Origin of the sequence: Streptococcus sp. DD13 (assembly GCF_001578875.1) — a bacterium.
GTDB lineage: Bacteria > Bacillota > Bacilli > Lactobacillales > Streptococcaceae > Streptococcus.
In genome coordinates this window covers 481,802-507,236 of sequence record NZ_KQ969506.1, presented here as the reverse complement: position 1 = coordinate 507,236, position 25,435 = coordinate 481,802, and the positions used below count along the sequence as shown (strand labels likewise).

The 25,435-nt window shown below is 43.1% G+C and carries 23 protein-coding genes and 2 pseudogenes; 22 read left to right on the top strand and 3 right to left on the bottom strand.

The window, feature by feature from the left end; translation table 11 throughout:
- The first annotated feature begins 129 nt into the window (after window positions 1-129).
- The 8 genes from STRDD13_RS02255 (at window position 130) to STRDD13_RS02225 (ending at window position 6,768) form a co-directional block, all read left to right on the top strand.
- Window positions 130-324: a helix-turn-helix transcriptional regulator gene (locus STRDD13_RS02255; protein ID WP_067101315.1), complete on the top strand. Its 195-nt coding sequence runs from the start codon at window positions 130-132 to the stop codon at window positions 322-324.
- A 24-nt stretch (window positions 325-348) separates the two neighbouring features.
- On the top strand, window positions 349-825 hold the full coding sequence (locus STRDD13_RS02250) for a DUF6773 family protein (protein ID WP_067101312.1): 477 nt from the start codon (window positions 349-351) through the stop codon (window positions 823-825).
- Between the two features lie 402 nt (window positions 826-1,227).
- Entirely contained in the window at window positions 1,228-1,653 is a 426-nt protein-coding gene (locus STRDD13_RS08680; RefSeq protein WP_231852542.1) for a hypothetical protein, read from the top strand.
- 41 nt (window positions 1,654-1,694) lie between these two features.
- The gene (locus tag STRDD13_RS08675) at window positions 1,695-2,132 is read left to right on the top strand and encodes a hypothetical protein (protein WP_231852541.1); all 438 of its coding nucleotides are present in this window, start codon (window positions 1,695-1,697) and stop codon (window positions 2,130-2,132) included.
- 222 nt (window positions 2,133-2,354) lie between these two features.
- A complete protein-coding gene (gene trhO / locus STRDD13_RS02240) occupies window positions 2,355-3,341 on the top strand; it encodes an oxygen-dependent tRNA uridine(34) hydroxylase TrhO (protein WP_067101309.1) in 987 nt (328 codons plus the stop codon).
- A gap of 123 nt (window positions 3,342-3,464) precedes the next feature.
- Window positions 3,465-4,331 carry a DUF4299 family protein gene (locus STRDD13_RS02235; RefSeq protein ID WP_067101306.1) on the top strand — a complete coding sequence of 289 codons (867 nt, stop codon included), beginning with the start codon at window positions 3,465-3,467 and terminating at the stop codon, window positions 4,329-4,331.
- 430 nt (window positions 4,332-4,761) lie between these two features.
- A complete protein-coding gene (gene brnQ / locus STRDD13_RS02230; protein WP_067101302.1) occupies window positions 4,762-6,090 on the top strand; it encodes a branched-chain amino acid transport system II carrier protein in 1,329 nt (442 codons plus the stop codon).
- A 111-nt stretch (window positions 6,091-6,201) separates the two neighbouring features.
- A complete protein-coding gene (locus tag STRDD13_RS02225; protein ID WP_067101299.1) occupies window positions 6,202-6,768 on the top strand; it encodes a DNA-3-methyladenine glycosylase I in 567 nt (188 codons plus the stop codon).
- A 217-nt stretch (window positions 6,769-6,985) separates the two neighbouring features.
- Here the strand turns inward: STRDD13_RS02225 and STRDD13_RS02220 are convergent, their stop codons facing one another.
- Window positions 6,986-7,726 carry an amino acid ABC transporter ATP-binding protein gene (locus STRDD13_RS02220; protein ID WP_067101296.1) on the bottom strand — a complete coding sequence of 247 codons (741 nt, stop codon included), beginning with the start codon at window positions 7,724-7,726 and terminating at the stop codon, window positions 6,986-6,988.
- Window positions 7,726-9,897 (bottom strand): ABC transporter substrate-binding protein/permease, encoded by a 2,172-nt coding sequence (locus STRDD13_RS02215; protein ID WP_067101293.1) that lies wholly within the window; start codon window positions 9,895-9,897, stop codon window positions 7,726-7,728. Before STRDD13_RS02215 ends, STRDD13_RS02220 begins: the two co-directional genes overlap by 1 nt.
- Before the next feature lie 326 nt (window positions 9,898-10,223).
- Here STRDD13_RS02215 and uvrB point away from each other — a divergent pair, with 326 nt between their 5' ends.
- From uvrB to STRDD13_RS02185, 5 genes are all read left to right on the top strand, one after another.
- Window positions 10,224-12,212: an excinuclease ABC subunit UvrB gene (gene uvrB, locus STRDD13_RS02210; protein WP_067101290.1), complete on the top strand. Its 1,989-nt coding sequence runs from the start codon at window positions 10,224-10,226 to the stop codon at window positions 12,210-12,212.
- A 14-nt stretch (window positions 12,213-12,226) separates the two neighbouring features.
- Window positions 12,227-12,850, top strand: coding sequence for an NAD(P)H-dependent oxidoreductase (locus STRDD13_RS02205; RefSeq protein ID WP_067101287.1), 624 nt, complete (start codon window positions 12,227-12,229; stop codon window positions 12,848-12,850).
- 29 nt (window positions 12,851-12,879) lie between these two features.
- Window positions 12,880-13,410: a hypothetical protein gene (locus STRDD13_RS02200; protein WP_067101285.1), complete on the top strand. Its 531-nt coding sequence runs from the start codon at window positions 12,880-12,882 to the stop codon at window positions 13,408-13,410.
- Between the two features lie 451 nt (window positions 13,411-13,861).
- Window positions 13,862-14,329, top strand: a complete 468-nt coding sequence (locus STRDD13_RS02190; RefSeq protein ID WP_067101282.1) for an 8-oxo-dGTP diphosphatase — start codon at window positions 13,862-13,864, stop codon at window positions 14,327-14,329.
- A gap of 755 nt (window positions 14,330-15,084) precedes the next feature.
- Complete coding sequence (locus STRDD13_RS02185; RefSeq protein ID WP_067103154.1) at window positions 15,085-15,903, top strand: transporter substrate-binding domain-containing protein; 819 nt, start codon at window positions 15,085-15,087, stop codon at window positions 15,901-15,903.
- An 80-nt stretch (window positions 15,904-15,983) separates the two neighbouring features.
- Here the strand turns inward: STRDD13_RS02185 and STRDD13_RS02180 are convergent, their stop codons facing one another.
- Window positions 15,984-16,913, bottom strand: a complete 930-nt coding sequence (locus STRDD13_RS02180) for a LysR family transcriptional regulator (protein WP_067101279.1) — start codon at window positions 16,911-16,913, stop codon at window positions 15,984-15,986.
- Window positions 16,914-17,209: 296 nt separating this feature from the next.
- On the opposite strand from STRDD13_RS02180, the gene STRDD13_RS02175 reads away from it, so the two are divergent.
- The 9 genes and pseudogenes from STRDD13_RS02175 to STRDD13_RS08580 all read left to right on the top strand — a co-directional run.
- A complete protein-coding gene (locus tag STRDD13_RS02175) occupies window positions 17,210-18,010 on the top strand; it encodes a dihydroorotate dehydrogenase electron transfer subunit (RefSeq protein ID WP_269450093.1) in 801 nt (266 codons plus the stop codon).
- A gap of 8 nt (window positions 18,011-18,018) precedes the next feature.
- Window positions 18,019-18,960 (top strand): dihydroorotate dehydrogenase, encoded by a 942-nt coding sequence (locus STRDD13_RS02170; protein ID WP_067101272.1) that lies wholly within the window; start codon window positions 18,019-18,021, stop codon window positions 18,958-18,960.
- Between the two features lie 232 nt (window positions 18,961-19,192).
- Window positions 19,193-19,890 (top strand): annotated as a pseudogene (pyrF, locus tag STRDD13_RS02165) (orotidine-5'-phosphate decarboxylase).
- Window positions 19,891-19,950: 60 nt separating this feature from the next.
- On the top strand, window positions 19,951-20,586 hold the full coding sequence (pyrE, locus tag STRDD13_RS02160) for an orotate phosphoribosyltransferase (protein ID WP_067101269.1): 636 nt from the start codon (window positions 19,951-19,953) through the stop codon (window positions 20,584-20,586).
- Window positions 20,587-20,696: 110 nt separating this feature from the next.
- Window positions 20,697-22,220, top strand: coding sequence for a glycosyltransferase family 39 protein (locus STRDD13_RS02155; RefSeq protein WP_067101266.1), 1,524 nt, complete (start codon window positions 20,697-20,699; stop codon window positions 22,218-22,220).
- 278 nt (window positions 22,221-22,498) lie between these two features.
- The gene (locus STRDD13_RS02150) at window positions 22,499-23,152 is read left to right on the top strand and encodes a uracil-DNA glycosylase (protein WP_067101263.1); all 654 of its coding nucleotides are present in this window, start codon (window positions 22,499-22,501) and stop codon (window positions 23,150-23,152) included.
- Between the two features lie 39 nt (window positions 23,153-23,191).
- Window positions 23,192-23,677, top strand: coding sequence for an NUDIX hydrolase (locus tag STRDD13_RS02145; protein WP_067101259.1), 486 nt, complete (start codon window positions 23,192-23,194; stop codon window positions 23,675-23,677).
- Between the two features lie 10 nt (window positions 23,678-23,687).
- A pseudogene (locus tag STRDD13_RS02140) lies at window positions 23,688-24,958 on the top strand (dihydroorotase).
- The coding region (locus STRDD13_RS08580; RefSeq protein ID WP_197457142.1) for a hypothetical protein at window positions 24,945-25,435 on the top strand (491 nt) is incomplete at its 3' end. The pseudogene STRDD13_RS02140 and the gene STRDD13_RS08580, both read left to right, overlap by 14 nt.

The following is a 25,435-nucleotide window of genomic DNA, read 5'->3' as shown; positions in this document are numbered from 1 at the left end:
CTTTTAGAATTCAAAACGATTCGACATAACATTCTTTCTTTAAAAATATCTTACAAAAAGAAATATATATATTGCAAAAGATAAAATATAGTGTACAATATGCTTATAAACTAGAGAAAGGAAAAAGATGTGGCAAAGAATCTTAAACTAAAAATGGCCCGGGTCGAGCATGACATGACGCAAGGGGATCTAGCAGATGCCATCGGGGTGACTCGCCAGACCATTGGTTTGATCGAGGCTGGGAAATACAACCCGTCGCTTAGCTTGTGCCTTGCCATTTGTAAGACCCTGGAAAAGACGCTAGATCAACTATTCTGGGAATAATTGCTTAAAAGAGGGAGAACCAAAATGAAACAAAAGAAAGAAGTTATTGTCAAAGATGAAAGGACGTTATTACTGGATGGGAAGGTTGCTAGCGAAATCGTCCTAGGGATGCTCTTCTTTATCGCAGTATCGGTCCTTGTGAAAGTTTATGTTTTAGATTTGGAGCTAATGGCTTATCTACCAGAAGGTCTTCTACTGATGGCTATAGGAGTCTATGCTTTTATAAGAAGATGGAGTTTAGGAATTGATATTCGGGATATGTTTGAAATGCATGGCTGGTTCAGCCGTATTGGATCGGGTCTGTTATTCGCTCTATTTATGACGGGCTTAGATATTTTCGGAAGAAGAGAATCGACAAGCTTCATGCTGAGTCCTAAATATCTGATAAAGATTTTACTGGAAATACTTATCTTTGTTCTTTTGACTTACCTTATGGAAAAATGCTTATCCTTTATCAATCAGAAGAAGCAAGAGAAGATAGAGGCAGGGTTAGAAGATTAAGATTTTGAATGCCATAGTGGGCTAAGACGAGATCATCATCTGTTTAGGGAGGGATCACGATCGAGACAAATAGGTTGGTAGAAGGACCCCTACAAATGGGTGATTTCTCAAGGAGGGGGTCTTCTCTTATATCGATCGATCCTGTAAGGTTCAGTGGATATTGGTCATTCAGAAGCTATCCGCGCAAGGGGTTCGTGCGAACTTTAGGATTATATGGTTTATCTCGGTACGACAATGGAGATTCTCTATCCCTTATCAGGGGATGTGATTCTAGCTACTTGGAATCTAGACAACGAGTCGCAGTAATTCAATATCGAAGGAGGATGTAAAGTGATTTTTATCGTATTTGGCCTACTCACTTTTCTCATTCTAAAAGACTTAAGGAAAGAGAAAGAGAAAGGGATGAGAGAAATTGAAGGGACTCTTAAGAGAAGGAATCCGATTGGAATAGGTTGTTTCACCCTCATGACCACACTTGCTGTATTGTTCATCTTAGGTCCGATTGTTGCGATGTTACAGATGTGGGGTGTGTTTACGAATGCCAGCCGATCGGAAATCGAGCAAGCTGTGCACCGGTCTTATCAAAACTACGGTCTGACCGGTCAGTTTAAATTGGAAGATTATCACAAAGATTTTATAGATGTGGAAGGTTATACCATCATTGGAACCTATACTGAAAATATTGCGGGAACACCCTATCATGCTAAGACGCGTTTTACCTACTATACTCCAACGTCTGGTTCTTCGAAAAAAGAAATCGATAGAATGACAGATGCAGAGGTTGATTTCAAACAAAACAAAAAATCTACAATGCTTTCCCAGAATTAGCCTATTTGGGGATTGAAGCTAGTCCAGGCACGAGCGACTTTTTGAAATCATTGGAGAGCGCAATCAAAGAATCGACAGTATCTGGATTAAAGTTTGAAGGCCTTCATTTTGAATTTAACGACCAGTCCGACCATATGGCCTACTATGATCAAATTCTAAAGAAAAATCAACAAGAACGACGGCCTCTACAAGGCATGTACCCCATGGATGTACAAGAACTGTTCCAAAAGGAAATTTTTATACCGAAATTAGAACTTCAGTATCTTGTTCCAAATGATCAAAATAATCTCCCCGATGAGGCCTATATGAACGATCTTGAGACGCTCATAAAGGAATTTTTGAACAAGAAACCACTACCAAACGGACTTTATGCTGTGGAGATTGCACAATATAAGGAAGATAAACTTGTCAGAAAAGGCGTATATTACGTGAGGATGAACAATCATCAGGTAGTAGAATTTTTGAAAGACTTGTCGTAGGAGTGGCTCGTGTGCGCCTGGCAATTCTTCTTAAAAGAAATCGTGTATGCCCTGTTGATGAGATGAAACGATTGCGGAAGGTCAACTAATTATTCTGTATCAGGAGCGTAGAGCAATGGGTTTTCAAGCAAATAAATTGCATTCCCTAACTGAAGCCGGTATACTAGAGGTATTAGATGAAAAAATTCTGAAAATTCAAGATTAGAAAAGAGAAGAAATCTTATGGCAAAAGATATTCGTGTCTTACTGTATTACCTCTACACACCGATTGAAAACGCAGAGCAATTTGCAGCTGACCACTTGGCTTTCTGTAAGTCTATCGGTCTCAAAGGTCGGATCCTTGTCGCTGATGAAGGCATTAACGGAACGGTTTCCGGTGATTTTGAAACCACGCAAAAATACATGGACTACGTTCACAGCCTTCCAGGTATGGAAGACCTATGGTTCAAGATTGACCTTGAAGAAAAGCAAGCCTTCAAAAAGATGTTTGTCCGTTACAAGAAAGAGATTGTCCACCTTGGTTTGGAAGACAATAACTTTGATAATGATATCAACCCACTTGAAACAACAGGGGCTTACTTGTCACCAAAAGAGTTCAAGGAAGCTTTACTTGATGAAGATACCGTTGTTTTGGACACCCGCAATGACTATGAGTACGACCTAGGTCACTTCCGTGGCGCTATCCGCCCAGACATTCGCAACTTCCGTGAGTTGCCTCAATGGGTCCGTGATCACAAGGAAGAATTTATGGACAAGCGCGTGGTGGTTTACTGCACGGGTGGTGTCCGCTGTGAGAAATTCTCAGGTTGGATGGTCCGTGAAGGCTACAAGGATGTCGGCCAATTGCACGGTGGGATTGCAACTTACGGTAAGGATCCTGAAGTTCAAGGCGAGCTTTGGGATGGAAAGATGTATGTCTTTGACGAGCGGATTGCCGTTGACATCAACCATGTAGACCCTATCGTTGTCGGGAAGGACTGGTTTGATGGGACGCCTTGCGAACGCTATGTCAACTGTGGAAACCCTTACTGTAACCGTCGTATCTTGACTTCAGAGGAAAATGAAGCGAAGTACCTCCGTGGTTGTTCACACGAATGTCGGGTGCACCCACGTAACCGCTATGTGGAAGAACATGGCTTGAGTCAAGAAGAAGTGGTTGCACGCCTTGCGGCTATCGGAGAAAACCTTGAGCCAGTACCAGCAGTTTAAGGATCTAGCAGCCCTTTGGGGCTGTTTTTCTATGCTTTTTACCGAAATTGTTAAAGTTTGTTTCAGTTTTTTTCAGAAAAATGGTGTATACTAGTGTAAACGATTACACAAAGGAGAGAGACTATGGTGAAACGATTCCTTATTCCAAATAAAATTAGTGTATTAGGGGAACAGGAAATTCTAACGGCTAAGGCGGTACTCGGGTTAGTAGATGGCCTAGAATCCCATTCGTATGAGGCATCTCATTTTCTAGAACCACTGGATCGTCTTCAATACATGGAATGTGCTCTAGTAGGGAAGTCACGCTTTCTATTTAAAGTATCTTATGCAGATTCTCAAAAAGCCTATCAAGTCGAGCTTCCAGATTTGTTGACGAGAAAGGATTGGGCAGTGGCATTTGCTCTGATTCAAGCGCTTTCGACTATCACAGGAAATCCCGTTGCAGGCCTAGAGGACTTTTCGTTTGACCGTTATTTTCAGGAGAGCGTCAGAACCTATTTGACAGATAAGAAGGTACGTTTTACCTTGATCCAGGGAATTTTTCATCCCATATTTTTGAGTCAAGAAAATCTGGAAAGTTTTTTAGAGGCTGATGGTTTGGAACAATTTGAAGCCCTGGTGGATCGTGTTCAGTTTTCGGATGCTCATTTTGGAACGGCTACTTTCTATCAAGACCAAGAGCAGAGGATTCATGGTGTTTATCGCTTGGCCCAAGGAGTGAAAACCGTCTTGCCAAAAGAACCATTTGTACCCGCTTCCTACGTAGGTCAATTGGCGGGAAAAGAAGTCCACTGGGAGCTCCATCTGGTCCAAGTTAAAGGAGACGGATCCAAACCCGAGGATTACGAGGCCATTGCGGGTCTAGATTACTTCGTCTTTTTGAACTCTTTGTCAGAAGAGCTGCTCCACGAACTAGATGCCAATCAATTGGAAATCTCCCCTCTTTCTCCAGAAGAATTTGAAAAATTAAGTTTAGTGTCAACGATTTGATCATCATAGCAAAATAAGCAAGAATAGAACAAAAGAACCAAGAATGGCGATTTTGTTCTATTTGTTTTTATGTAAAATAGTAAAATGTCTGTGAACTCTGAAAATGGGGAAGATCGAAAAGGAATAAAAGAAATGCAGAATGAATGGAAGTTCTAAACCTATTTACATGTTACAGCTGAATGATCGTTGGCTAATGCTATTTAGGACTATCGAAGCAGGCACAATAGAGTTTCAAATATAGGCATCCTCTTTTTTGATAGAAATGATAGAATAACTGACCTTTTCGTTAGCAAGGAAAAGGTTGGAGCTTACTTTTTCACATACAAGGACAAGCCGTTTTCGGATCTCTTATCTTTTAGTCACAAGACTTTGTTTCAAGCCTTTTTCGTGGTATACTAGGTCAGTATTTAGAAAGTTTAAGGAGATATTTATGGCTAAAAAAGGAGCCTTAACTGGCTTGTTGTTATTTGGGATATTTTTTGGAGCCGGTAATCTGATTTTTCCTCCTTCGCTAGGAGCTTTATCGGGAAATCAATTTTTACCAGCTATTTTGGGATTTGTCTTATCGGGTGTCGGACTAGCTGTTCTGACCTTGATAGTGGGGACCTTGAACCCTAAAGGGTATATTTACGAGATTTCCCAAAAAATCTCCCCATGGTTTGCTACTCTCTATCTGTCCGTATTGTATTTATCGATTGGTCCTTTCTTTGCTATTCCACGGACCGCGACCACAGCCTATGAGGTAGGAATTAGTCCTCTCTTGTCAGAAGCGGGAAAAGGGATAGGATTGATTGTTTTTACCATTCTTTACTTTGCGGCAGCTTATCTCATTGCACTCAATCCTTCGAAGATTTTGGATCGGATTGGCCGAATTTTAACTCCTATTTTTGCGCTATTAATTGTCATTCTAGTCGTTCTCGGTGCTCTTAAGTATGGTGGAAATGTTTCACAAACCGCCTCAACAGCCTATCAAGCTTCAGCATTTGGGACCGGATTTTTGGAAGGTTACAATACGCTTGATGCCTTAGCCTCTGTTGCCTTTAGTGTCATTGCTGTACAGACATTAAAACAACTTGGATTTTCAAGCAAGAAAGAATACATCTCTACGATATGGGTGGTGGGTATCGTCGTTGCCCTTGCTTTTAGTGTTCTTTATATTGGCTTGGGCTTTCTCGGCAATCACTTCCCTGTGCCAGCAGAAGTGATGAAGGGGGGAACGCCAGGAGTTTATATTTTATCGCAAGCCACACAAGAAATCTTTGGACCGACTGCACAGCTCTTTCTGGCTGCCATGGTGATTGTCACCTGTTTTACAACGACAGTTGGTTTGATTGTCTCAACCGGAGAGTTCTTTCATGGGCGTTTTCCACGCATTAGTTATCAGGTTTATGCGACGGCCTTTACGTTCATTGGCTTTGCCATTGCCAATCTTGGTTTAGAAGCTATTATCCAATACTCCCTGCCCGTTCTAGTCATTTTGTATCCGATCACGATTACGATCGTGATGATTGTGATTGTCAATAAGTTTCTCCCGCTCTCAAAGCCAGGTATGCAATTGACAGTTGGACTAGTAGCTCTGATTGCGTGCGCAAGTGTCCTGGGAGATGGGTTTAAACTAAGCTTCCTCACCAATCTGATTGAACAACTTCCTTTTGCAAAAGCTTCGCTACCTTGGCTCCTACCAGCGCTTGTTGGCCTTCTGCTTTCCTTGTGTTTGCCTAATAAACAAAAGAGCGAACCATTTGAAATGGATGAATAAGGAGCAATGCTACAAGGCCTGCTAGCTTAATAGAAACGAAAATTGTAGAAGGCTCTATTCATTCGAATCCCTCTTTGTTTCCCATCAGTTTTAGAAAGCGAGAAAGAACAAATGACCAAACGATGTGCTTGGGTCAAATTAGCCAATCCCCTCTATGTTGCCTATCATGATCAGGAGTGGGGCCAAGCCCTCCATGAAGACCAGAAATTATTTGAGCTGTTATGCATGGAGACTTATCAGGCTGGTTTATCTTGGGAAACAGTGCTGAACAAGCGTCAAGCTTTTCGAGAAGCATTTCATTCCTATCAACTCCATCGTGTGGCGGAAATGACAGACGCTGAGTTGGAAGTTTTACTGAAGAACCCAGCTATTATTCGAAATCGTGCCAAACTCTTTGCAACCCGTTCAAACGCACAAGCCTTTTTACAGGTTCAAGCAACATATGGAAGCTTTGCTCGCTATTTATGGTCTTTTGTGGATGGAAAAACAATTGTCCATGATGTTCCAGATTATCACCATGTCCCTAGCAAGACGGAGTTATCCGAGCGACTAGCTAAGGACCTTAAAAAACTTGGGTTTAAGTTTACGGGTCCTGTGGCCGTTTTATCTTTTATTCAGTCAGCCGGATTGGTTGATGACCATGAGAATGATTGTGAGTGGAAAAGAAGACCTGACTAAGTAGGAGTTGAAGCTGTTTTCTAAAGTATTGATGGATTAAAGTAGTGTTCGTATTTTTAGGAATACCAGATAAACGATCAATTCCCTTATTGCGACATCATAAAACACCCCAAATGCTAGAACTTCTGATCTAGCGTTTGGGGTGTTTTCTATGGTGTATTTTTGCTGGAAAATGGATGTTGAGAGACATTTGGAATTTCTCTCCGTTTCTCAATGTTTATACGTTGAGGACCTTATCCAAAAACTCTTTCAAACGAGGATGCTGCGGGTGGTCGAAGATTTGATCTGGTGTCCCATCTTCTAAAAACTCTCCATCAGCCGTGAAAATGACACGATTAGCGACTTGGCGTGCAAATCCCATCTCATGGGTAACGATAATCATGGTCATTCCCTGTTGGGCCAGTTCCTTCATAACGTTCAGGACATCCCCAACCATTTCGGGGTCTAAAGCAGAAGTAGGCTCGTCAAAGAGCATAATATCAGGGTTCATTGCCAATCCGCGAGCAATCGCTACCCGTTGCTTTTGACCACCCGATAGGCTGTCTGGACGAGCGTTGGCTTTATCCGCAAGCCCGACCCGCTCTAAAAGGTCTAGCCCGACTTGTTGTGCCTCTTCTGAGGACATACGTCCCAGTTCGAGTGGTGCGAAGGTCACGTTTTCAAGTACGGACATGTGTGGGAAGAGGTTGAAATGTTGGAAGACCATCCCGATATTTTCACGCGCCTTATCCACATTTGTTTTTGGATCGGATAATTCAAACCCGTCTACAACAACTTTACCTGAGGTGATGGATTCTAGGAGATTGAGTGTACGAAGGAAGGTCGATTTTCCGGATCCGGATGGTCCGATGATACAGACCACATCCCCTTCGTAAAATTCAGTTGAGATTCCTTTTAGGACCTCATTTTTTCCATAGGATTTATGTAGATCTTGAACACTGATTTTTAATTCAGACATTAGTGGCCTCCTTTGTCGAGTCTACGAGCCAGTCGTGTTAAGAGAGTGATTACGACAAGATAGATAATTGCTAGTATCGCATACATACGGAAGGATTGATAATTTCGTCCGATGATGATTTTTCCTGCGTAGAAGAGTTCTACCAGACCGATAGCCGAGATAATCGTTGTGTCTTTTAGAGTGATTACAAATTGATTGATAAAGTTTGGCAACATCAGGCGAGCAGCTTGCGGTAGAATGATTTTACTCATGGTTTTCTTATAAGAAATTCCAAGACTTCTTGACGCCTCCATTTGTCCAATCGGAACGGCCTGTATCCCACCGCGGACGATTTCGGCGATGTAGGCTCCCGAGTTGAGGGAAAGGGCAATTGTTCCAGCTAGGAAGGCATTAATTGGAGTTTGCTGATTGGTGAAGGATTGAATCAGATTTGGAATTCCCCAGTAGATAAAGGCTGCAACGATCATGAGAGGAATTCCTCGGACGACATCAACAAAGATAGCTGAGAGAACGCGGAGAAGCTTGTTTGGGCTAACAGCCATCATACCAAATAAGATTCCAATCAAAATAGCAAAGAAGAAGGACAAAAGAGCAAGGGAGACGGTCACCCAAAGACCATCTAATAACTGACGGTAGTTATTAGATAGAATTTCCCAGACAGTTGTTTCATCAGCCGTTGATTCGCTTGTCTGACTTTGGCTATCTTGATCCAAATATTTGCTCATGATGGTATTGTAGGTTCCATCCTTCACGATTGCTGCAAGACCGTTGTTGAACATTTGGATCAGCTCTGGATCACTTCCTTTACGGACAGCAAAACCAATCTTACCAGATTCAATCCCCTCGATTGGTGTTGCGAACTTCCGACCTTTTTGGATGGCATAGAGAAGAACCGCTTCGTCGTCCATTATCGCATCGATCGATCCGCTATTGAGACTGTCATAAAGGGATGAAGCATCATCATAGGGTTGAACCGTAAAGCCATATTTTGAGGCATTTTCGTTCAGCCAACTTTGGGAAGCTGTTCCGTTTTTGGCTCCAACCGTTTTTCCCTTTAAATCTTCGTAGGAAGAAATATCAGAGCCCTCGCGGACAGCGATTCGGATGTTGGCTGTATAGTAGGCATCGGAGAAGTCGAAGGTGTTTTTCCGCTCATCTGTGATCGTCATGCCAGCGATGACACCGTCTGCTTGGCTAGATTGGACAGCATTTAGAGCTGCATCGAATCCTGGATTTGAAATTTCAATTTCAAATCCTTGCTGTTTGGCGATGGCTTGGATCAACTCCATGTCGATTCCAACGTATTGATGATCTTCATCCTGGTACTCAAATGGAGCAAAAGAAGAATCGGAAACGATTTTGTACACTTTTTTCTTTGGAGTAGCCTTTTGATCGGCATTTCCTGTAAGCGTCAGCTGTGAACCGTAATCACTTGCCAAATAACGTTTGATGATAGTGGCATAAGTTCCATCTGCTTTCATTTCAGCCAACGCTTTGTTGAAATCAGTAATGAGGGATTCGTATTTGCTGCCTTTTTTGACAGAAAATCCAAAGGATCCAATAGCTTCCCCAGGCATATTGATTGCAAGATCCTGCTGTTTGCTGATTGCATATTGAATGACTGCTTTATCATCCATCACAGCATCGATTGTTCCAGAAGCTAGAGAAGTATACATTTGGTCACCCGTATCATAGGTGACAATCTCGTAGCCATACTTGTCTTTATTTTTCTCAAGGAAGGTTTGGGCAGCGGTTGAGTTTTTTACACCGACTTTTTTGCCCTTTAATTGGTTGTAGTCGCTGACTTTATTTTTAGCCGTTGTAGCCACGACGATTTCTGTATCAAAATAGGGATCTGAAAAGGTCAGTACTTTTTTCCGGTCTTCTGTAATGGTAGTACCTGCCATCAAGGCGTCTGACTGGCCAGATAAAACCTCATTCAAAGCGGCCTCAAACCCTGGGAAGCTCTTTTCGACATCCCAACCGGAACGTTTGGCAACTTCATTTATAATGTCAACATCGAGCCCCTTGTACTGTTGATCAGAATCCTTAAACTCAAAGGGGGCATAAGTGGAGTCAAAGGCAATTTTTATCGTATCAGCTTTAACCTGTGGATAGAAACAAAACAAGGGAAATAACCCTGCTAGAAGGATGAGGAATTTTTTCTTCATCAGTATTCTCCTTTTATGATAGTTGTCAGAAAGGTATAGAGGTCCCTTCGTCCAACGGATATAAATGATTAGACGATTGAAGAAACTCTCTCGTCTGAATAACACCGTTCTATTATAGCAAATGATAGATAGAAGTGCAAAAAATTTGAGTTTCTATGTCATAAGTTCTAACATAGGTCGTGGTGACCATCGATTAATTGGAAAAAATAGAAGTTAGGAAAGAGGTGTGATAAAATGAAAGGTGTTATGTTTAGCAAGAAAATGCGGTTGATAGATGTTTTTGAACCAAAACATCTAACCCCCTTTTTATCATATAGGAGAATAGTATGATTCATCGTATCACGGATAATTCATTTAAACTGGTTTCAAAGTATGAACCTTCCGGAGACCAACCCCAAGCCATTGAACAATTGGTCGACAATATCGAAGGTGGAGAAAAGGCCCAAATCCTCATGGGAGCGACCGGTACCGGAAAGACCTATACCATGAGTCAGGTCATTGCCAAAGTCAATAAACCAACCTTGGTCATCGCCCATAATAAAACCCTAGCAGGCCAGCTCTATGGAGAGTTCAAGGAATTTTTCCCAGATAATGCGGTCGAGTACTTTGTCTCCTACTATGACTACTACCAGCCAGAAGCCTATGTGCCCTCTAGTGATACCTATATCGAAAAGGACAGCTCGGTCAATGATGAGATCGACTATCTGCGGCATTCGGCAACAGCAGCCCTCTTAGAACGCAATGATGTTATCGTTGTTGCATCAGTTTCTTGTATCTATGGGTTGGGAGATCCTAAAAATTACCGGGATAATGTCGTCAGCCTTCGTCCCAATCAAGAAATCTCTCGGGATAAACTCTTAAATGACTTGGTTGATATTCAGTTTGAACGCAATGACATCGACTTTCAACGGGGACGTTTCCGTGTGCGCGGAGATGTGGTGGAGGTTTTTCCCGCTTCTCGTAATGACAATGCCTTTCGGATCGAGTTTTTCGGTGATGAGATTGAACGCATCCGTGAGATCAATCCTCTGACAGGACAAGTCCTAGCAGATGTCAGCCATTTGGCCGTCTTTCCTGCGACCCACTTTGTCACCCAAGAAGAGCATTTAGAAGAAGCCCTCGCTCAAATCGAAGCTGATATGAAGGTGCAAGTGGAGCAGTTTGAACAAGAAGGCAAACTGATCGAAGCGCAACGCATCCGCCAACGCACGGAATATGATATTGAAATGCTGCGGGAGATGGGCTACACCAATGGCGTAGAAAACTATTCCCGCTACATGGATGGTCGAAAGGAAGGCGAACCGCCGTATACTCTACTCGATTTCTTCCCAGAAGATTTCCTCATCATGGTGGACGAGAGCCACATGACCATGGGGCAGATCAAGGGCATGTATAACGGAGACCGAGCACGAAAAGAAATGCTGGTCAACTATGGTTTCCGTCTGCCATCAGCCCTAGATAACCGCCCTCTTCGTCGGGAAGAGTTTGAAGGTCACGTTCATCAGATCGTCTATGTGTCAGCCACACCAGGGGATTATGAGAAAGTGCAAACGGATACCGTCATTGAACAAATCATCCGACCAACTGGGCTACTTGATCCAGAAGTAGAAGTACGTCCTACCATGGGGCAAATCGATGATCTTCTTGGAGAAATCCATGCACGTGTTGAAAGGAACGAACGGACTTTTATCACAACCTTAACCAAAAAAATGGCGGAAGACTTGACCGATTATTTCAAAGAAATGGGTGTCAAGGTCAAGTACATGCACTCGGATATCAAGACCTTGGAGCGGACCGAGATTATCCGTGATCTCCGTTTGGGAGTCTTTGATGTCTTGGTTGGGATTAACCTGCTGCGGGAAGGGATTGACGTTCCTGAAGTCAGCCTGGTTGCCATCCTTGATGCAGATAAGGAAGGCTTCCTTCGCAATGAACGAGGGCTCATTCAGACCATCGGCCGGGCTGCGCGAAATAGCGAGGGCCATGTCATCATGTATGCTGACACGGTGACCCAGTCCATGCAACGGGCTATGGATGAAACAGCCCGTCGTCGTCAGATCCAGATGGCCTATAATGAAGAACATGGCATCATCCCTCAGACCATCAAGAAAGAAATTCGTGATTTGATTGCTGTAACCAAGGAGATGGAAACGGAAGAGGTGACTGAAGTCGATATCACCAGCCTCAACAAGCAAGAACGCAAAGATCTGGTCAAGAAACTGGAAAAACAAATGCAAGAAGCGGTCGACGTGCTTGACTTTGAACTCGCAGCTCAGATCCGTGATATGATGCTGGAAGTCAAGGCCTTGGATTAGATAGGAGAAAACTCATGAAAATTCTAGTCATCAACGGGCATCCGGATAAGGAAAGTTACTGCCAGGCTATTTTTCAAACCATTGTCGAAACTATTGACTCAAATCGCCACGAGCTCCAAGTGATCAATCTCAATGAAGAGGACTTTGATCCGGTCCTTCGCTATGGTTACCGAAAACGGATGGAAGAAGATCAGTTTATCCTTCGTTCTCAGGAATTAATCCAATGGGCAGATCATTTCATTTTTGTTTATCCTATCTGGTGGAGTAGTATGCCGAGTCTCATGAAAGGTTGGATCGATCGGGTCTTCACACCTGGGATTGCCTACTCGGCCAATGATCAGGGAATCTTCATCTGGAATTACCTGAGAGGCAAGCAATTCAAGAAGTTACTCAAAGGGAAAACGGCCGGTATTTACGCGACCTCCATGGCGCCTACTTGGTGGTACAAGATCTTTTCAGGCCCTCTCAACATTCCAGATAGTTATGGCATCTCTGTTTTGAAAAATGCCGTCTTGAACCACTGTGGGATTAAAACCAAGCGCGTCTGCATCTTGGGAGAAGTTGGTCGGGATGTGAATACCGCTAGCATGCGGGAGAAGCATCTCCGAAAGGTAGCAACAGAAGTGAAGAAACTCTAGTAAATCCTTAACGTTAGGAAATGAGGGGAATGAAGCAAAAGAAAAATACTATAAAGAAGGTCAAGCATAAAAATAGGATAAAGAGAACAAGAAGCTGGTTAGATCGCTTAAACTTGTGGCTTGAAAAGCATTCAGGTGTTGGCATGCTTTTGGATTTTATCCTATTTTTGGCAATGGGAGCGACCCTAGGTGTCTTTCTTTTTGACAATGATCTAATCCCAAGGACTTACCGTGATTTTAATTATCTATTTCCTTTATTCATGAATCTATATTTATTGCTGAGTGGATTGTATTTTAATGTCTTTCGAGTGCAGAAAGAAGACCGAGCTTCCATTGGAGATTTCGCAACCGTCTTTTTGTACGTGAATGCAATTACGTCTGTTTTGCATATTGGGTTTGGGATCAAAGGGCGACATATAAGAGATCTTATTCCAGCACTTTACACCTTGAATCCAAAATACATCTGGTTTCCTATCGTGACCTATGCGATCTTCTTTATTCTAGCGGCCTTGATCTTGTTCATAATAAAATTGAGGAATAAGAAGAGCAATCAGGAATGATAAAACTCATAAAAGTATTTCAAATTATTTATATTCTTTTACTGACTTTCATGCTTGCTAACGTCCTTTTAGGATTGTTTGGCTACGCATTTACGCCACTTCTTTGGAATCCTTGGTTGTATCTTGAAGTTGTGACAGCTATTAGTCAGATCTGGTATCGCTTCTATCGAAAATACCCAAAATTGGAAGAACCTTTTTAGTGTTCTTTTGAGTCTCTTTGCTAGCCTGATCTTGGTATTTTTCATTGGGTTGTTCTTTACCTTTGATGGCCATGGTCCGGTTACGATTCACTTGGAATACTCGCTAAAAGAGAAGACTATTGTCTTTGAGAGAGGCTTCCTTTTGGACGGATTTGATGAATATCATGAGCTGGTCAATCCCTTTGTGATGACGAAGGAGATAAAGAAAAAGTTTATTTTGATTGACGAATTGCATTATAGAAAGGAAAACGATGTCTCGTTCCCAATTAACCATTCTTACCAATATTTGTTTGATTGAAGACCTCGAAAGTCAGCGCGTGGTTATGCAGTATCGCTCTCCTGAAACCAATCACTGGTCTGGCTACGCTTTTCCAGGAGGTCATGTTGAGAATGGCGAGGCTTTTGCTGAGTCTGTCATTCGCGAAATCTACGAAGAGACAGGACTGACGATTCGAAATCCTCAACTAGTCGGCATAAAAAATTGGCCACTAGACGAGGGAGGCCGCTATATTGTCTTTTGTTATAAGGCGACTGAGTTTACGGGCACTCTCCGTTCTTCAGAAGAAGGAGAAGTTTCCTGGGTAGAAAAAGACCAGATTCCAAACTTGGATCTGGCCTATGATGTCTTGCCTTTACTCGAAATGATGGAAAATCCAGCTCAGTCAGAATTTTACTATCGAAAGCGAACCAGTGACGGCTGGGAAAAAGAAGTGTTTTAATGAAAGAAATCCTACCGTTTTTCAGATTCCCTTTTAAAGAAGGAGCCCAAATGAGCAAACACTTATGTTTATATGCGTGTTTTGTGGGAGATTGGCTTTTGTATGACGGATATACCAGAAGAAATGGCTAAGAAAAATGAGTCGTATTTATCTCAATAGCTGAAAATATAGAAGACTAGACTGGTTCTATTGAGGGGGCAAAGCCGATTTTTCTATCTTTAAACTATGAAATGGAACGGCTAACTCTTGCTTCTAGTGATCACAAGCCGTCTCAGGATAAGATTCGCCAAAATAAGCTTCTTTCTATCTCTGATGGAAATATCTTTTATCTCTGGCAAGAATGAAAGAAGAAGGTACTGCTTCCTGTTCTGAAAGAGTAGTCATAGAAGGAGTTGTTGCTGTAGGAGAGACCGCTTGAGCCATCATAGCTTCGAGTGAAATTGATGATCGTCATATCATGGAGGGCAAATCTGTGACGCCAGAATAATTGGAAACGACGGCTTTTCGATGGTAGATTTTTATACACTTTTCCATATGGGGAAGCTCTATATAAAGAGACCAGTAGAAAAACTCGAGAAACCGATAGTCACAAGACCCATCTTCTACCTTGAACGAATCAGGGGGTAAGTGCTCGTAGTGGGGAATCAGATATTCTTTTTAATAACTTTTAAAATATCGCATAAAAATACTTGACAAGTGTATAAAATTAAGTTACACTTGTTTTAAGTTAAATTTAAGGAGAACTCATTATGAACATTAAAAAAATTTTTGCCCTAGCAACGACTGCTGTACTCGCTGGTTTAGCTCTAGCAGCCTGCTCCTCCACTTCGTCCAATACGGATGCCTTGAAAAATATACAGGAAAAGAAAAAATTGGTGGTGGCCACAAGTCCGGATTACGCTCCCTTTGAATTTAAAACCATGATTGATGGAAAGGATCAAACGGTCGGAGCAGATATCTTATTAGCTCAAAAGATAGCAGATGAGCTTGGAGTAGAATTGGAAGTGGAAGAACTAAGCTTTGACAATGTCCTAGCAGCGGTTCAAAGTAAGAAAGCAGATATTGCGATCGCTGGTTTAACGGTCACAGACCAACGGAAGAAGTCTTTTGATTTTTCTGAATCTTACTATGATATTTCGGATGCTGTCTTGATTAAGAAAACGGACTTGGACAAGTTGACAACCGTAGATGCTTTGAAAAAAGCTAAAATCGCTGTTCAGACCGGAACTACCCAAGAAACCAATGCCAAGGAAGACTTGAGCGGAGCTAGCATCACCTCTATCTCTGATATGAGCGAGGCCGTAAGCGAACTGAAGGCCGGAAAAGTAGAGGCTGTAGTGATGGATAAAATCGTAGCACAAGGATTCGTTGATAATAATTCCGACTTGGCGCTTGCGACCGTTGAGTTGCCAACCCATGCCAATAACTCAAAAGCCATTGCCCTTCCAAAAAACAGTGGGGATTTGAAAGAAAAAATTGATGAGATTATCAAGAAATTAAAAGCATCTGGGGAATACGATAAATATATTGAGCAAGCGAAAGCCTACTCTGTCTCATCTAATGAATCCAAATAGAAAGCGATTTGATCACGATCCTTTGGTTTCATCGGATGTTCAAAAGAAAAGGATGTCGACCTATTCTGTCGGCATCCTCTTTAATTTTCATCCGTTGAAGGTGTTTGTTGCATTTTGACCTCTTCCAGAAGGTAATCAATATAGGCTTCCCCCATTTGGGAAAGATTGTTTTTATGGTGCTGGATATAGATGAGTTCGATCTGGTCCTCATACTCCAATGGGATGGAGAGAATATTGTCTCCATTTAAATTGGAATTCAAAATCCCCGTCGCAATCGTATAGCCATTTAAGCCAATCAAGAGATTAAAGAGTGTGGCACGGTCCGACACCACGATAGATTTTTTGTGGGGAAGCTGGGAGAGGATTTCTTCTGAGAAATAAAAGGAATTATTGATCCCTTGTTCATAGGAAAGATAGGGAAAGTCCTCCAAATCTTCCAAAGTGACCGATTTTTTCTGAGCCAGGGGATTGGTTTTGCTTACAAAAACATGAGGTTGAGCTGTAAAGAGCGTGGTGTATCGCAAATCATTGTCTTCAATGAGCTTGGTCATCACATCACGGTTAAACTGGTTTAAATAAAGAACACCGATCTCGGAGCGAAAACTTTTTACGTCTTGAATGATTTCCCACGTTCTTGTTTCGCGCAAGAAAAGTTCATAGTTTTCCATATCTCTACGCTTGAGGAGGGAGACAAAGGCATTGACCACAAACGCATAATGCTGGGAAGATACGCTAAATACCTCTCTTTTCTGATTAGGGTTTTTATAGCGATTTTCCATCAGCTCTGCCTGTTCGACGATTTGTCGCGCATAAGAGAGAAATTCCATGCCATCTTTGGTGAGGGTGATTCCTTTGGGATTTCGATGGAAAATTTCAATTCCCATCTCTCGTTCTAGGTCTTTTACGGCATTTGAGAGGCTGGGTTGCGTGATATAGAGGCGTTTGGCCGCTTCGTTCATAGAGCCGACTTCAGTGATTTTGATGATGTAGCGTAATTGTTGAATTCTCATACTGCTATTGTATCATGATTCCTAAATTTCCTGTATTTTTATCTCCATCTAAGTCTCCTCTAACTTGTAAACTTTATCGTCCGGTAGTTGACAAAGGTGCTGGTAAAAGGATATAATGAATAAAATTTATCCTTTAAACTTACCCCGTGAGGTAGGCAAGGTGCAACAGTAGAAAAAGTGGTTTTTCACTATGTTTTTGTGTAGCCTTGTAGAGCTGGATACAAGGCTTTTTTTGTATCGTAACCGAAGGATGAAGAGATTTCGATTGGGCCAGTCTTCAGGCTCGTAACCTCTGGTTGGATGATTCATCAGAAAGGAAAACGATGATTTTAAAAGAAGATTTATGCATTGTTCGTCAGACAGAAATAGCTCCCCGGATTTTTGAGTTGGTCTTGAAGGGGGAGATGGTGCAAGACATGCAAGCAGGTCAATTTCTACATTTAAAAGTTCCAGATCCGAGTAAGCTTCTGCGTCGGCCAATCTCTATCTCAGAGATTGATAAGGAGCATAAGGAGGCGACCTTGGTCTATCGTGTGGAGAGGGCCGGGACAGAAATCTTATCTAAATTAAGGGAGGGGCAAACCATTGATACGATGGGTCCGCAGGGAAATGGCTTTGACTTATCTGTCGTTGGCTCGGGCCAGACAGTACTCTTGATTGGTGGGGGGATTGGTGTCCCCCCTTTGGTGGAAACGGCTAAGCAACTTCATGAAAAAGGTGTTAAGGTTGTTTCGGTGATTGGTTTTGCAAACAAAGATGCAGTTATTTTAGAAGAAAAACTCAGTAAGTATGGTCCAGTAGTTGTGACGACGGATGACGGATCTTATGGTCGGAAAGGGTATGTATCTGAGGTCATAGAAGAGATGGACTGGGTACCGGATGCCATCTACTCATGTGGGGCACCTGGAATGCTGGCCTATGTCGACCAGCGGTTTGCGGATCATCCCCATGCTTATCTTTCCTTGGAATCCCGAATGGCTTGTGGCATGGGAGCTTGTTATGCCTGTGTCGTTCCTCTAAAAGGAAAAGGACAAGACCAGAATCGACGCGTCTGTGAAGATGGTCCAGTCTTTGCAACAGGATCTGTACAGTTATAGGAGGACTTATGCAGCAAGAACGCTTAGCAGTGACTCTACCGGGATTGGACTTAAAAAACCCAATCATTCCTGCATCAGGCTGTTTTGGATTTGGTCAAGAATACGCTAAATATTATGACCTGAATCGCCTTGGCTCTATTATGATCAAGGCAACGACCCGAAAGCCCCGCTTTGGAAATCCTACTCCTCGTGTTGCAGAGACGCCTTCGGGCATGTTAAACGCTATCGGATTGCAAAATCCAGGAGTTGATCAAGTACTAGCGGAAAAACTTCCCTGGCTAAAGCAACATTATCCAGATCTCCCTATTATCGCAAATGTGGCAGGCTTTTCGACAGAGGAGTACGCGGAGGTTTCGGATAAGATTTCTCAAGCTGAAAATGTAAAAGCAATTGAGTTAAATATCTCTTGCCCCAATGTGGATCATGGCAATCACGGGTTACTGATCGGCCAAGACCCTGAGCTAGCCTATGATGTAGTGAAGGCTGCAGTTGCCCATTCTCACGTTCCGGTTTATGTAAAGTTAACACCAAGTGTGGCAGATATTACGACTGTCGCAAGTGCGGTGGAAGCGGCAGGTGCAAGTGGTTTTACCATGATCAATACCTTGGTCGGAACTCGCTATGACTTGCATAGTCGTCGGCCAATTATTGCAAATGGTCAGGGTGGGATGTCCGGGCCAGCGGTTTTTCCAGTGGCCCTCAAGTTAATCCGACAGGTTGCTTTAACAACCGATTTACCGATTATTGGGATGGGAGGCGTTGATAGTGCTGAAGCAGCCATTGAAATGTTTATTGCAGGCGCTTCGGCTATTGGAGTTGGGACCGCAAATTTTACAGATCCCTTTGCTTGTCCGTCTATCATCGATCGGCTTCCAGTAGTAATGGATCGATACGGAATTGCGAGCCTTGAGGCCCTCCGAGCAGATATCCGAAAGGAGTTGCGGCCGTAATGGCTCATCGGTCATTGTAAAGGTATTTAAACAGTGCAAAATAGAAAAAGCCTGATAATCTTTACAAACTGCCCTAAAAGGGGTAAAATAAAAGAAATAAATCTTTAACCGAGTCCAGAGAGGCGAGGAAGATGGTCAAAAAGATGCTATCGTATTCATCAAGAAACGATGAGGAATTGTTTTGTGCTACCTTCGCTTTTTTGGCGGAGGTTTTTGTCTGAAAGGATTGAATATGAGAGAAAAGCGTCCAGTAATCGCCCTTGATTTCTCGAGTTTGACCGAGGTAAAAGACTTCTTGGCCTTGTTTCCAACAGAGGAAAAGCTCTACGTAAAAATCGGGATGGAACTCTATTATGCGTCAGGGCCGGAAATTGTCCGATATGTAAAAGCGCTTGGGCATAGTGTCTTTTTGGATTTGAAATTACATGATATCCCCAATACTGTTGAGTCTGCAATGCGTGTATTGGCCGGTCTGGGAGTAGATATGACCAATGTGCATGCAGCAGGAGGTGTGGAGATGATGGCCGCAGCCCGTCGGGGGCTTGGCGAAGGTCCTATCTTGATAGCGGTCACCCAATTGACTTCGACTTCAGAAGAGCAGATGCAGGATTTCCAAAATATCCAGACAAGTTTGACAGAATCAGTCCTTCATTATGCTCAAAAACGGACGAAGCTGGTCTGGACGGGGTGGTTTGCTCAGCCCAGGAAGTTGCTTTGATTAAACAACACACTTCTTCTGACTTTGTCTGCTTAACTCCGGGAATCCGTCCCGCAGGAGCTGCTGTTGGAGATCAGAAGCGGGTGATGACACCAGCACAGGCTCGTCAGATTGGCTCTGATTATATCGTTGTGGGCCGTCCAATCACAAGAGCTGAAGACCCTGTCGCTTCTTACCGGCAGATTTATGAGGAGTGGAATCAAGTGGACTAACAGTCTGGATTTAAGTGTATATCGTTATCATCAGGTGAACAAAACAAAAGGAGAAAAACTATGAGCCTTGCAACACAAATCGCATCGGATTTATTAGATATTAAAGCCGTTTATTTAAAACCGGAAGAACCGTTTACTTGGGCATCCGGGATCCAGTCCCCGATTTATACGGATAATCGAATTACCCTTTCTTATCCGGAGACGCGTACCCTGATTGAAAATGGTTTTGTCTCTAGCATCATGGAAGAATTTCCCGAAGTCGAAGTGATTGCTGGGACTGCTACAGCAGGGATTCCTCATGGAGCCATTATTGCTGATCGAATGGGCCTTCCATTTGCCTATATTCGTAGCAAACCCAAAGACCATGGAGCTGGAAACCAAATCGAAGGGCGCGTAGTTAAGGGGCAAAAGATGGTGATCATCGAGGATTTGATCTCTACGGGAGGCTCTGTCTTAGATGCGGTTGCAGCTGCTAAACGAGAAGGAGCAGAAGTATTGGGTGTAGTTGCCATCTTTACCTATGAGTTGCCGATCGCTAAGAAAAACTTTGAAGAAGCAGGTGTTCCCCTCGTCACCCTATCGAATTATTCCGAATTAATCAAGGTGGCAAAGGTGCAGGGGTACATCACAGCAGATGGTCTTCAGTTGTTGAAAAAATTCAAAGAGAATCAAGAAACGTGGCAAGAACAGAAATAAGCTTCATTGATTCAAATCAACTTGAAGGTAGAAGAGTTCAAAAATGAACAGCTTATAAAAGGCTGTTCATTTTGATTTGTTTTCCGTAAGGCTTATGCTATACTAGCCTAATGATGCAAATATATCAGAAAACATTTAAAGTTCTCCAAATCATCTTGCTTCTTATAGCAGTACATTGGCTGGTGGTGGCCATCACTCAGATTTCTACGATTACTTCCTGGAGCGATCCTTTTTTGTGGATCCTAGTCCTTTTGTCAATCGGGTCTGTGAAGTGGTGGAAACAATGCTATGTATTTCTCGTAAATCACAAGCGATTGATTACACTTGTAGCCGTTGCTCTTCAAGTCCTCTTTCTGATATCATCAGAATTACTGATCCGACGGGATGCAGCAGTCGTTTTTCAAGGGGCTTTTAGAATTATCAGTGATCAGTCGATTTCCAACTACCTGACGAGAAATCCCAATAATCTTTCCTTATTTCTCTATGAGCGATTCTTTTACAATATGTTTGGTTTTTCTAGCCTATGGATCCTGCAAGGGGTGAATATGCTGTGCACCAATGCAACAGCCTGGATTCTCTACCGAGGCACTAGTCGTCATTTTGGATCTCAAGTAGGAAATGCTATTTTTATCCTTTATGTTGGATTGCTTGGTTTTTCCCCTTACTTTTACTCCATGTATACGGATATCCTGCCCCTTCCGTTCATTGCCTTGCAGTTGATATTCGCCTTGGATATCCTAGCGTCTCATGATCGGGTACAAGTGGTCAAAAAGTCTCTTCTTCTTGCGGGGATTTCTGCACTGGCGATAGTGATTCGGCCGACTACTTTTATTGTTCTTATCGCATTTTTGATGACGTTATTGTTCAAAGGAAATTGGAAAAAGACAGGTTTGGTTTTCTTGCATATTGGAATACCTTTTGTGCTAGCTGTTGGAAGCTTAAACTGGTTCATAGATCGTCAAGAAGAAGTCACGCTCATAGAAGGACAGGGTTTAGCAAAAGGGCCTTTGCTCTTTGTAAACTTGGGCCTAACGAGTACAGGTCATGACCAAGAGGATATGAAAGAGGGCTTACTTCAGTATATTGAGCCGGAAAAGCGTTCCGAATACAACAATGGAATGTTCCTGAGAGAAAATGTTGTCAAAGAAATCAAGCGTCGACTTGGCCAGTATACCTTATTTTCTTTTGTGAACCACCTGATAGAAAAACAAGAGTTGACAGTTTCAGAAGGAACGCTAGGCTGGCCTTATCGTGACATTGACAATGAAAAAACACCGGTCCTGAATCCGCTGTATCGCTATACGAAACATTGGGGGATCAGCTCCTGGATTCGGAAATACTTCCTGAGTATTGATAAGAGTGAGTACCGGTACTATGCTTTGGTTAAGCAGTTTCTTTGGATTGTGATGGCTGTAGGGTTGGTGCTAGTTTTTCTCCGCTTCAAACTAAGCGATTCTTTGAATTTTTTGAGCCTTGCTGTCTTTGGAGGTCTCCTCTTTCTTCTGATTTTTGAAGGAGGAAAGACACGGTATTTGATTCAATTTCTTCCACAAGTTCTCATCTTGGCTGGCTTAGGTTTGACTGGATTGACTAAGAAACCGAAAGGCTTCTGGAAGGAAGAATTGGAAGGTTAGTGACAAACCGAAAGGAAGAAGAGAGTGGGACAGAAATCGGTCATTCCTTAGAATTCGATTTCGTCGTCCCACCTCCGCACAGTTGAGTCGAGCTGTAAAAGCTGATGAAATCAGCCTAGCAGAGCCCACTCAACCACTGCGTCTTACTCGACCATCCAAAAACAATGGAGAGGCTAGGACATTTGTCCCAGCCTCTTTTTCTTCTTGATCGTCGAGATACGAAAGAGACTTAATATGGTATAATAAGGCCAAAGATTATTTTTAGAAAGGAAGAGAACATGCAACATTCAAGCTGGCATGGAGCGATTCAGTCTAAGCTTCCTGAGCATTATTTTGGGAAAATTAAGGCCTTTTTGGACCAGGTGTACGCTCAAGGAAGGGTCTATCCACCAAGAGAAAAGGTCTTTGCCGCCTTACAAGAGACTCATTTAGAGGATGTCAAGGTAGTCATTTTGGGTCAGGATCCTTATCATGGACCGATGCAAGCTCAAGGTTTGTCTTTCTCCGTCCCGAATGAATTGCAGGCACCCCCTTCTTTACAAAATATCTTAAAAGAATTGGAAGATGACATCGGGGTCAAGGTCAATCACGACTTGACGTCTTGGGCAAAGCAAGGAGTGCTATTGCTGAATGCCTGCCTGACCGTCCCTGCTGGACAGGCTAACGGTCATGCGAATATCATCTGGGAACCATTCACAGATGCCATCATCCAGCTGGTCAATGAAAAGGAGACACCGGTGGTCTTTATCCTCTGGGGAGGCTTTGCTCGAAAGAAAAAAAGTCTCATTACCAACCCTAGCCACTTGGTGCTAGAGTCTGCTCATCCTAGTCCTCTTTCAAGCTATCGTGGCTTTTTTGGTAGCCACCCCTTCTCGAAGGCGAATAGCTTTTTGGAAGACAAAGGTCAAGCCCCAATTGATTGGTTGAAGTAGGAGAGTCTAAAGAAAAAGGGAAGTGAGGAGGCGATTGGTGTGGGAAAGACAGTGCAGTTAGCGACGATTTGTTACTTGGACAATGGACGGGAGTTTTTACTTCTACACCGCAACAAAAAGGAAAAGGACATTCACGAGGGAAAATGGGTCTCCGTTGGTGGGAAACTGGAAGCTGGTGAGACACCGGAAGCCTGCGCCATCCGTGAAATCAGGGAAGAGACAGGGCTGACAGCTACTAGAATAGACATGGTGGGGCACATCACCTTCCCAGATTTTACACCAGACAAGGATTGGTATTGTTATGTCTTTCGTGTGACGGACTTTACAGGGGACCTGATTGCAGACTGTACGGAAGGAACCCTAGAGTGGGTCCCTTATGGAGACATGCTCAAGAAGCCTATGTGGACGGGGGATCGACTTTTTTTGGACTGGATGTTGGAGCGAAAGCCGTTCTTTTCAGCTAAGTTTTGTTATAAGCAGGAAGTTTTGACAGATTGGTCTGTTGTATTTTATGGAGGAGAATAAGGAGAAAGTTATGTTACTCATCAAAAATGGTCGTGTCATTGATCCCAAAACACATCTTGATCAAGTGTGTGATGTTCTGGTAGAGGGGAAAAGAGTCCTCAAAATCGCTGAACATATTGTCCAAGATGGTGCAGAAGTGATTGATGCGACGGGTCTCGTCGTTGCACCTGGTTTGGTGGATATTCATGTACATTTCCGTGAGCCTGGTCAGACTCACAAGGAAGACATTCACACAGGGGCTTTAGCTGCTGCGGCTGGTGGCTTTACCACCGTCGTCATGATGGCCAATACCAATCCGACGATTTCGACGGTTGATACTTTAGAAGAAGTTCTGGCATCGGCTGCAAAGGAAAAATCCATGTCCTAACCAATGCCACTGTTACGACGCAATTTGATGGTCAACACCTGACAGATTTCGAGGGTCTGATCCAAGCGGGAGCTGTCGGACTGTCTGATGACGGGATTCCCTTGGAAGACACCGGAGTTGTTCGCGCGGCTTTCAAAAGGGCCAAGAAATTGGATGTCGTCGTGGCTCTTCATGAAGAAGATCCCAAGCTAAATGGAATCCTTGGACTCAATGAAGGTGTGGCCAAGCAACATTTTGGTTGTGGTGGAGCTCGTGGTGTGGCGGAGTATAGTATGGTTGCCCGTGACGTTATGATTGCCTATGAAATTGGGAATAAATTCCACGTCCAGCACTTGTCCAAGGCCGAGTCTGTTAAAGTTGTGGAGTTTGCACAATCATTAGGTGCCAAAGTGACAGCAGAAGTAGCTCCGCAACATTTCTCACGGACGGAAGATTTACTCCTAGTCAAAGGGCCAAATGCCAAGATGAACCCACCTCTACGGACGGAAGAAGATCGCTTGGCAGTCATTGAAGGATTAAAATCAGGGGTTATCTCCATTATTGCGACAGATCATGCTCCCCACCATGCGGATGAAAAAAATGTAGCAGATGTGACCAAAGCTCCCTCTGGTATGACGGGACTGGAGACTTCCCTATCTCTTGGCTTGACTCATTTAGTAGCGGATGGCCATCTCAGTTTATCTCAACTTCTATCTAAGATGACCCATAATCCTGCCGCTCTTTACGGCTTTGATGCTGGCTATCTAGCAGAAGGTGGTCCAGCGGACATCGTCATTTTTGCAGAGAATGAGGAACGTGTAGTCACAGCTAACTTCCACTCCAAAGCAGCCAATTCACCTTTCATCGATGATACCCTAAAAGGTGTAGTGAAATATACTATTTGTGATGGAGAAGTAGTTTATGAAGAAAAATGAGAGACAGAAGCTTTCTTTAAACTTTAAAAAGTTATTTCCTAAAGCTGAACGGTCCGCTATGGAGAGCCGTAGCCAGGAAGTCTATAGTCTCTGGGATGGAGAGGAGTATCTCCTTTTGAACCCTACGGATCTGACGGAACGAGAACAGGTTTTATTAGACTATTTCTTAAAGGAGAAGGAGCAGCATTCTCCGCAAGATCCGTGGTTGGAATTTCTATCCGGGAGGACTCCCCATGCTCCGAATCAGCTTGAAACGGTACAGTTTTTCTATTTATCTCATTCAGAAGCGCTAGACGCTGGTCTTCAAGCGATTCTTGAAAATTTGCTCCCTCCCATCCTCTATCGGTGTCCCATTGCAGAAGGTGAAACGATCTTTCTTTTAGAGTGGGGACTAGATGCGGACAGTCAACAACAATTAGCTAGTCTGCTCCCCACCTTAGAAAATGACTTTAGTAATCGGTTATCGATGATGGTGGG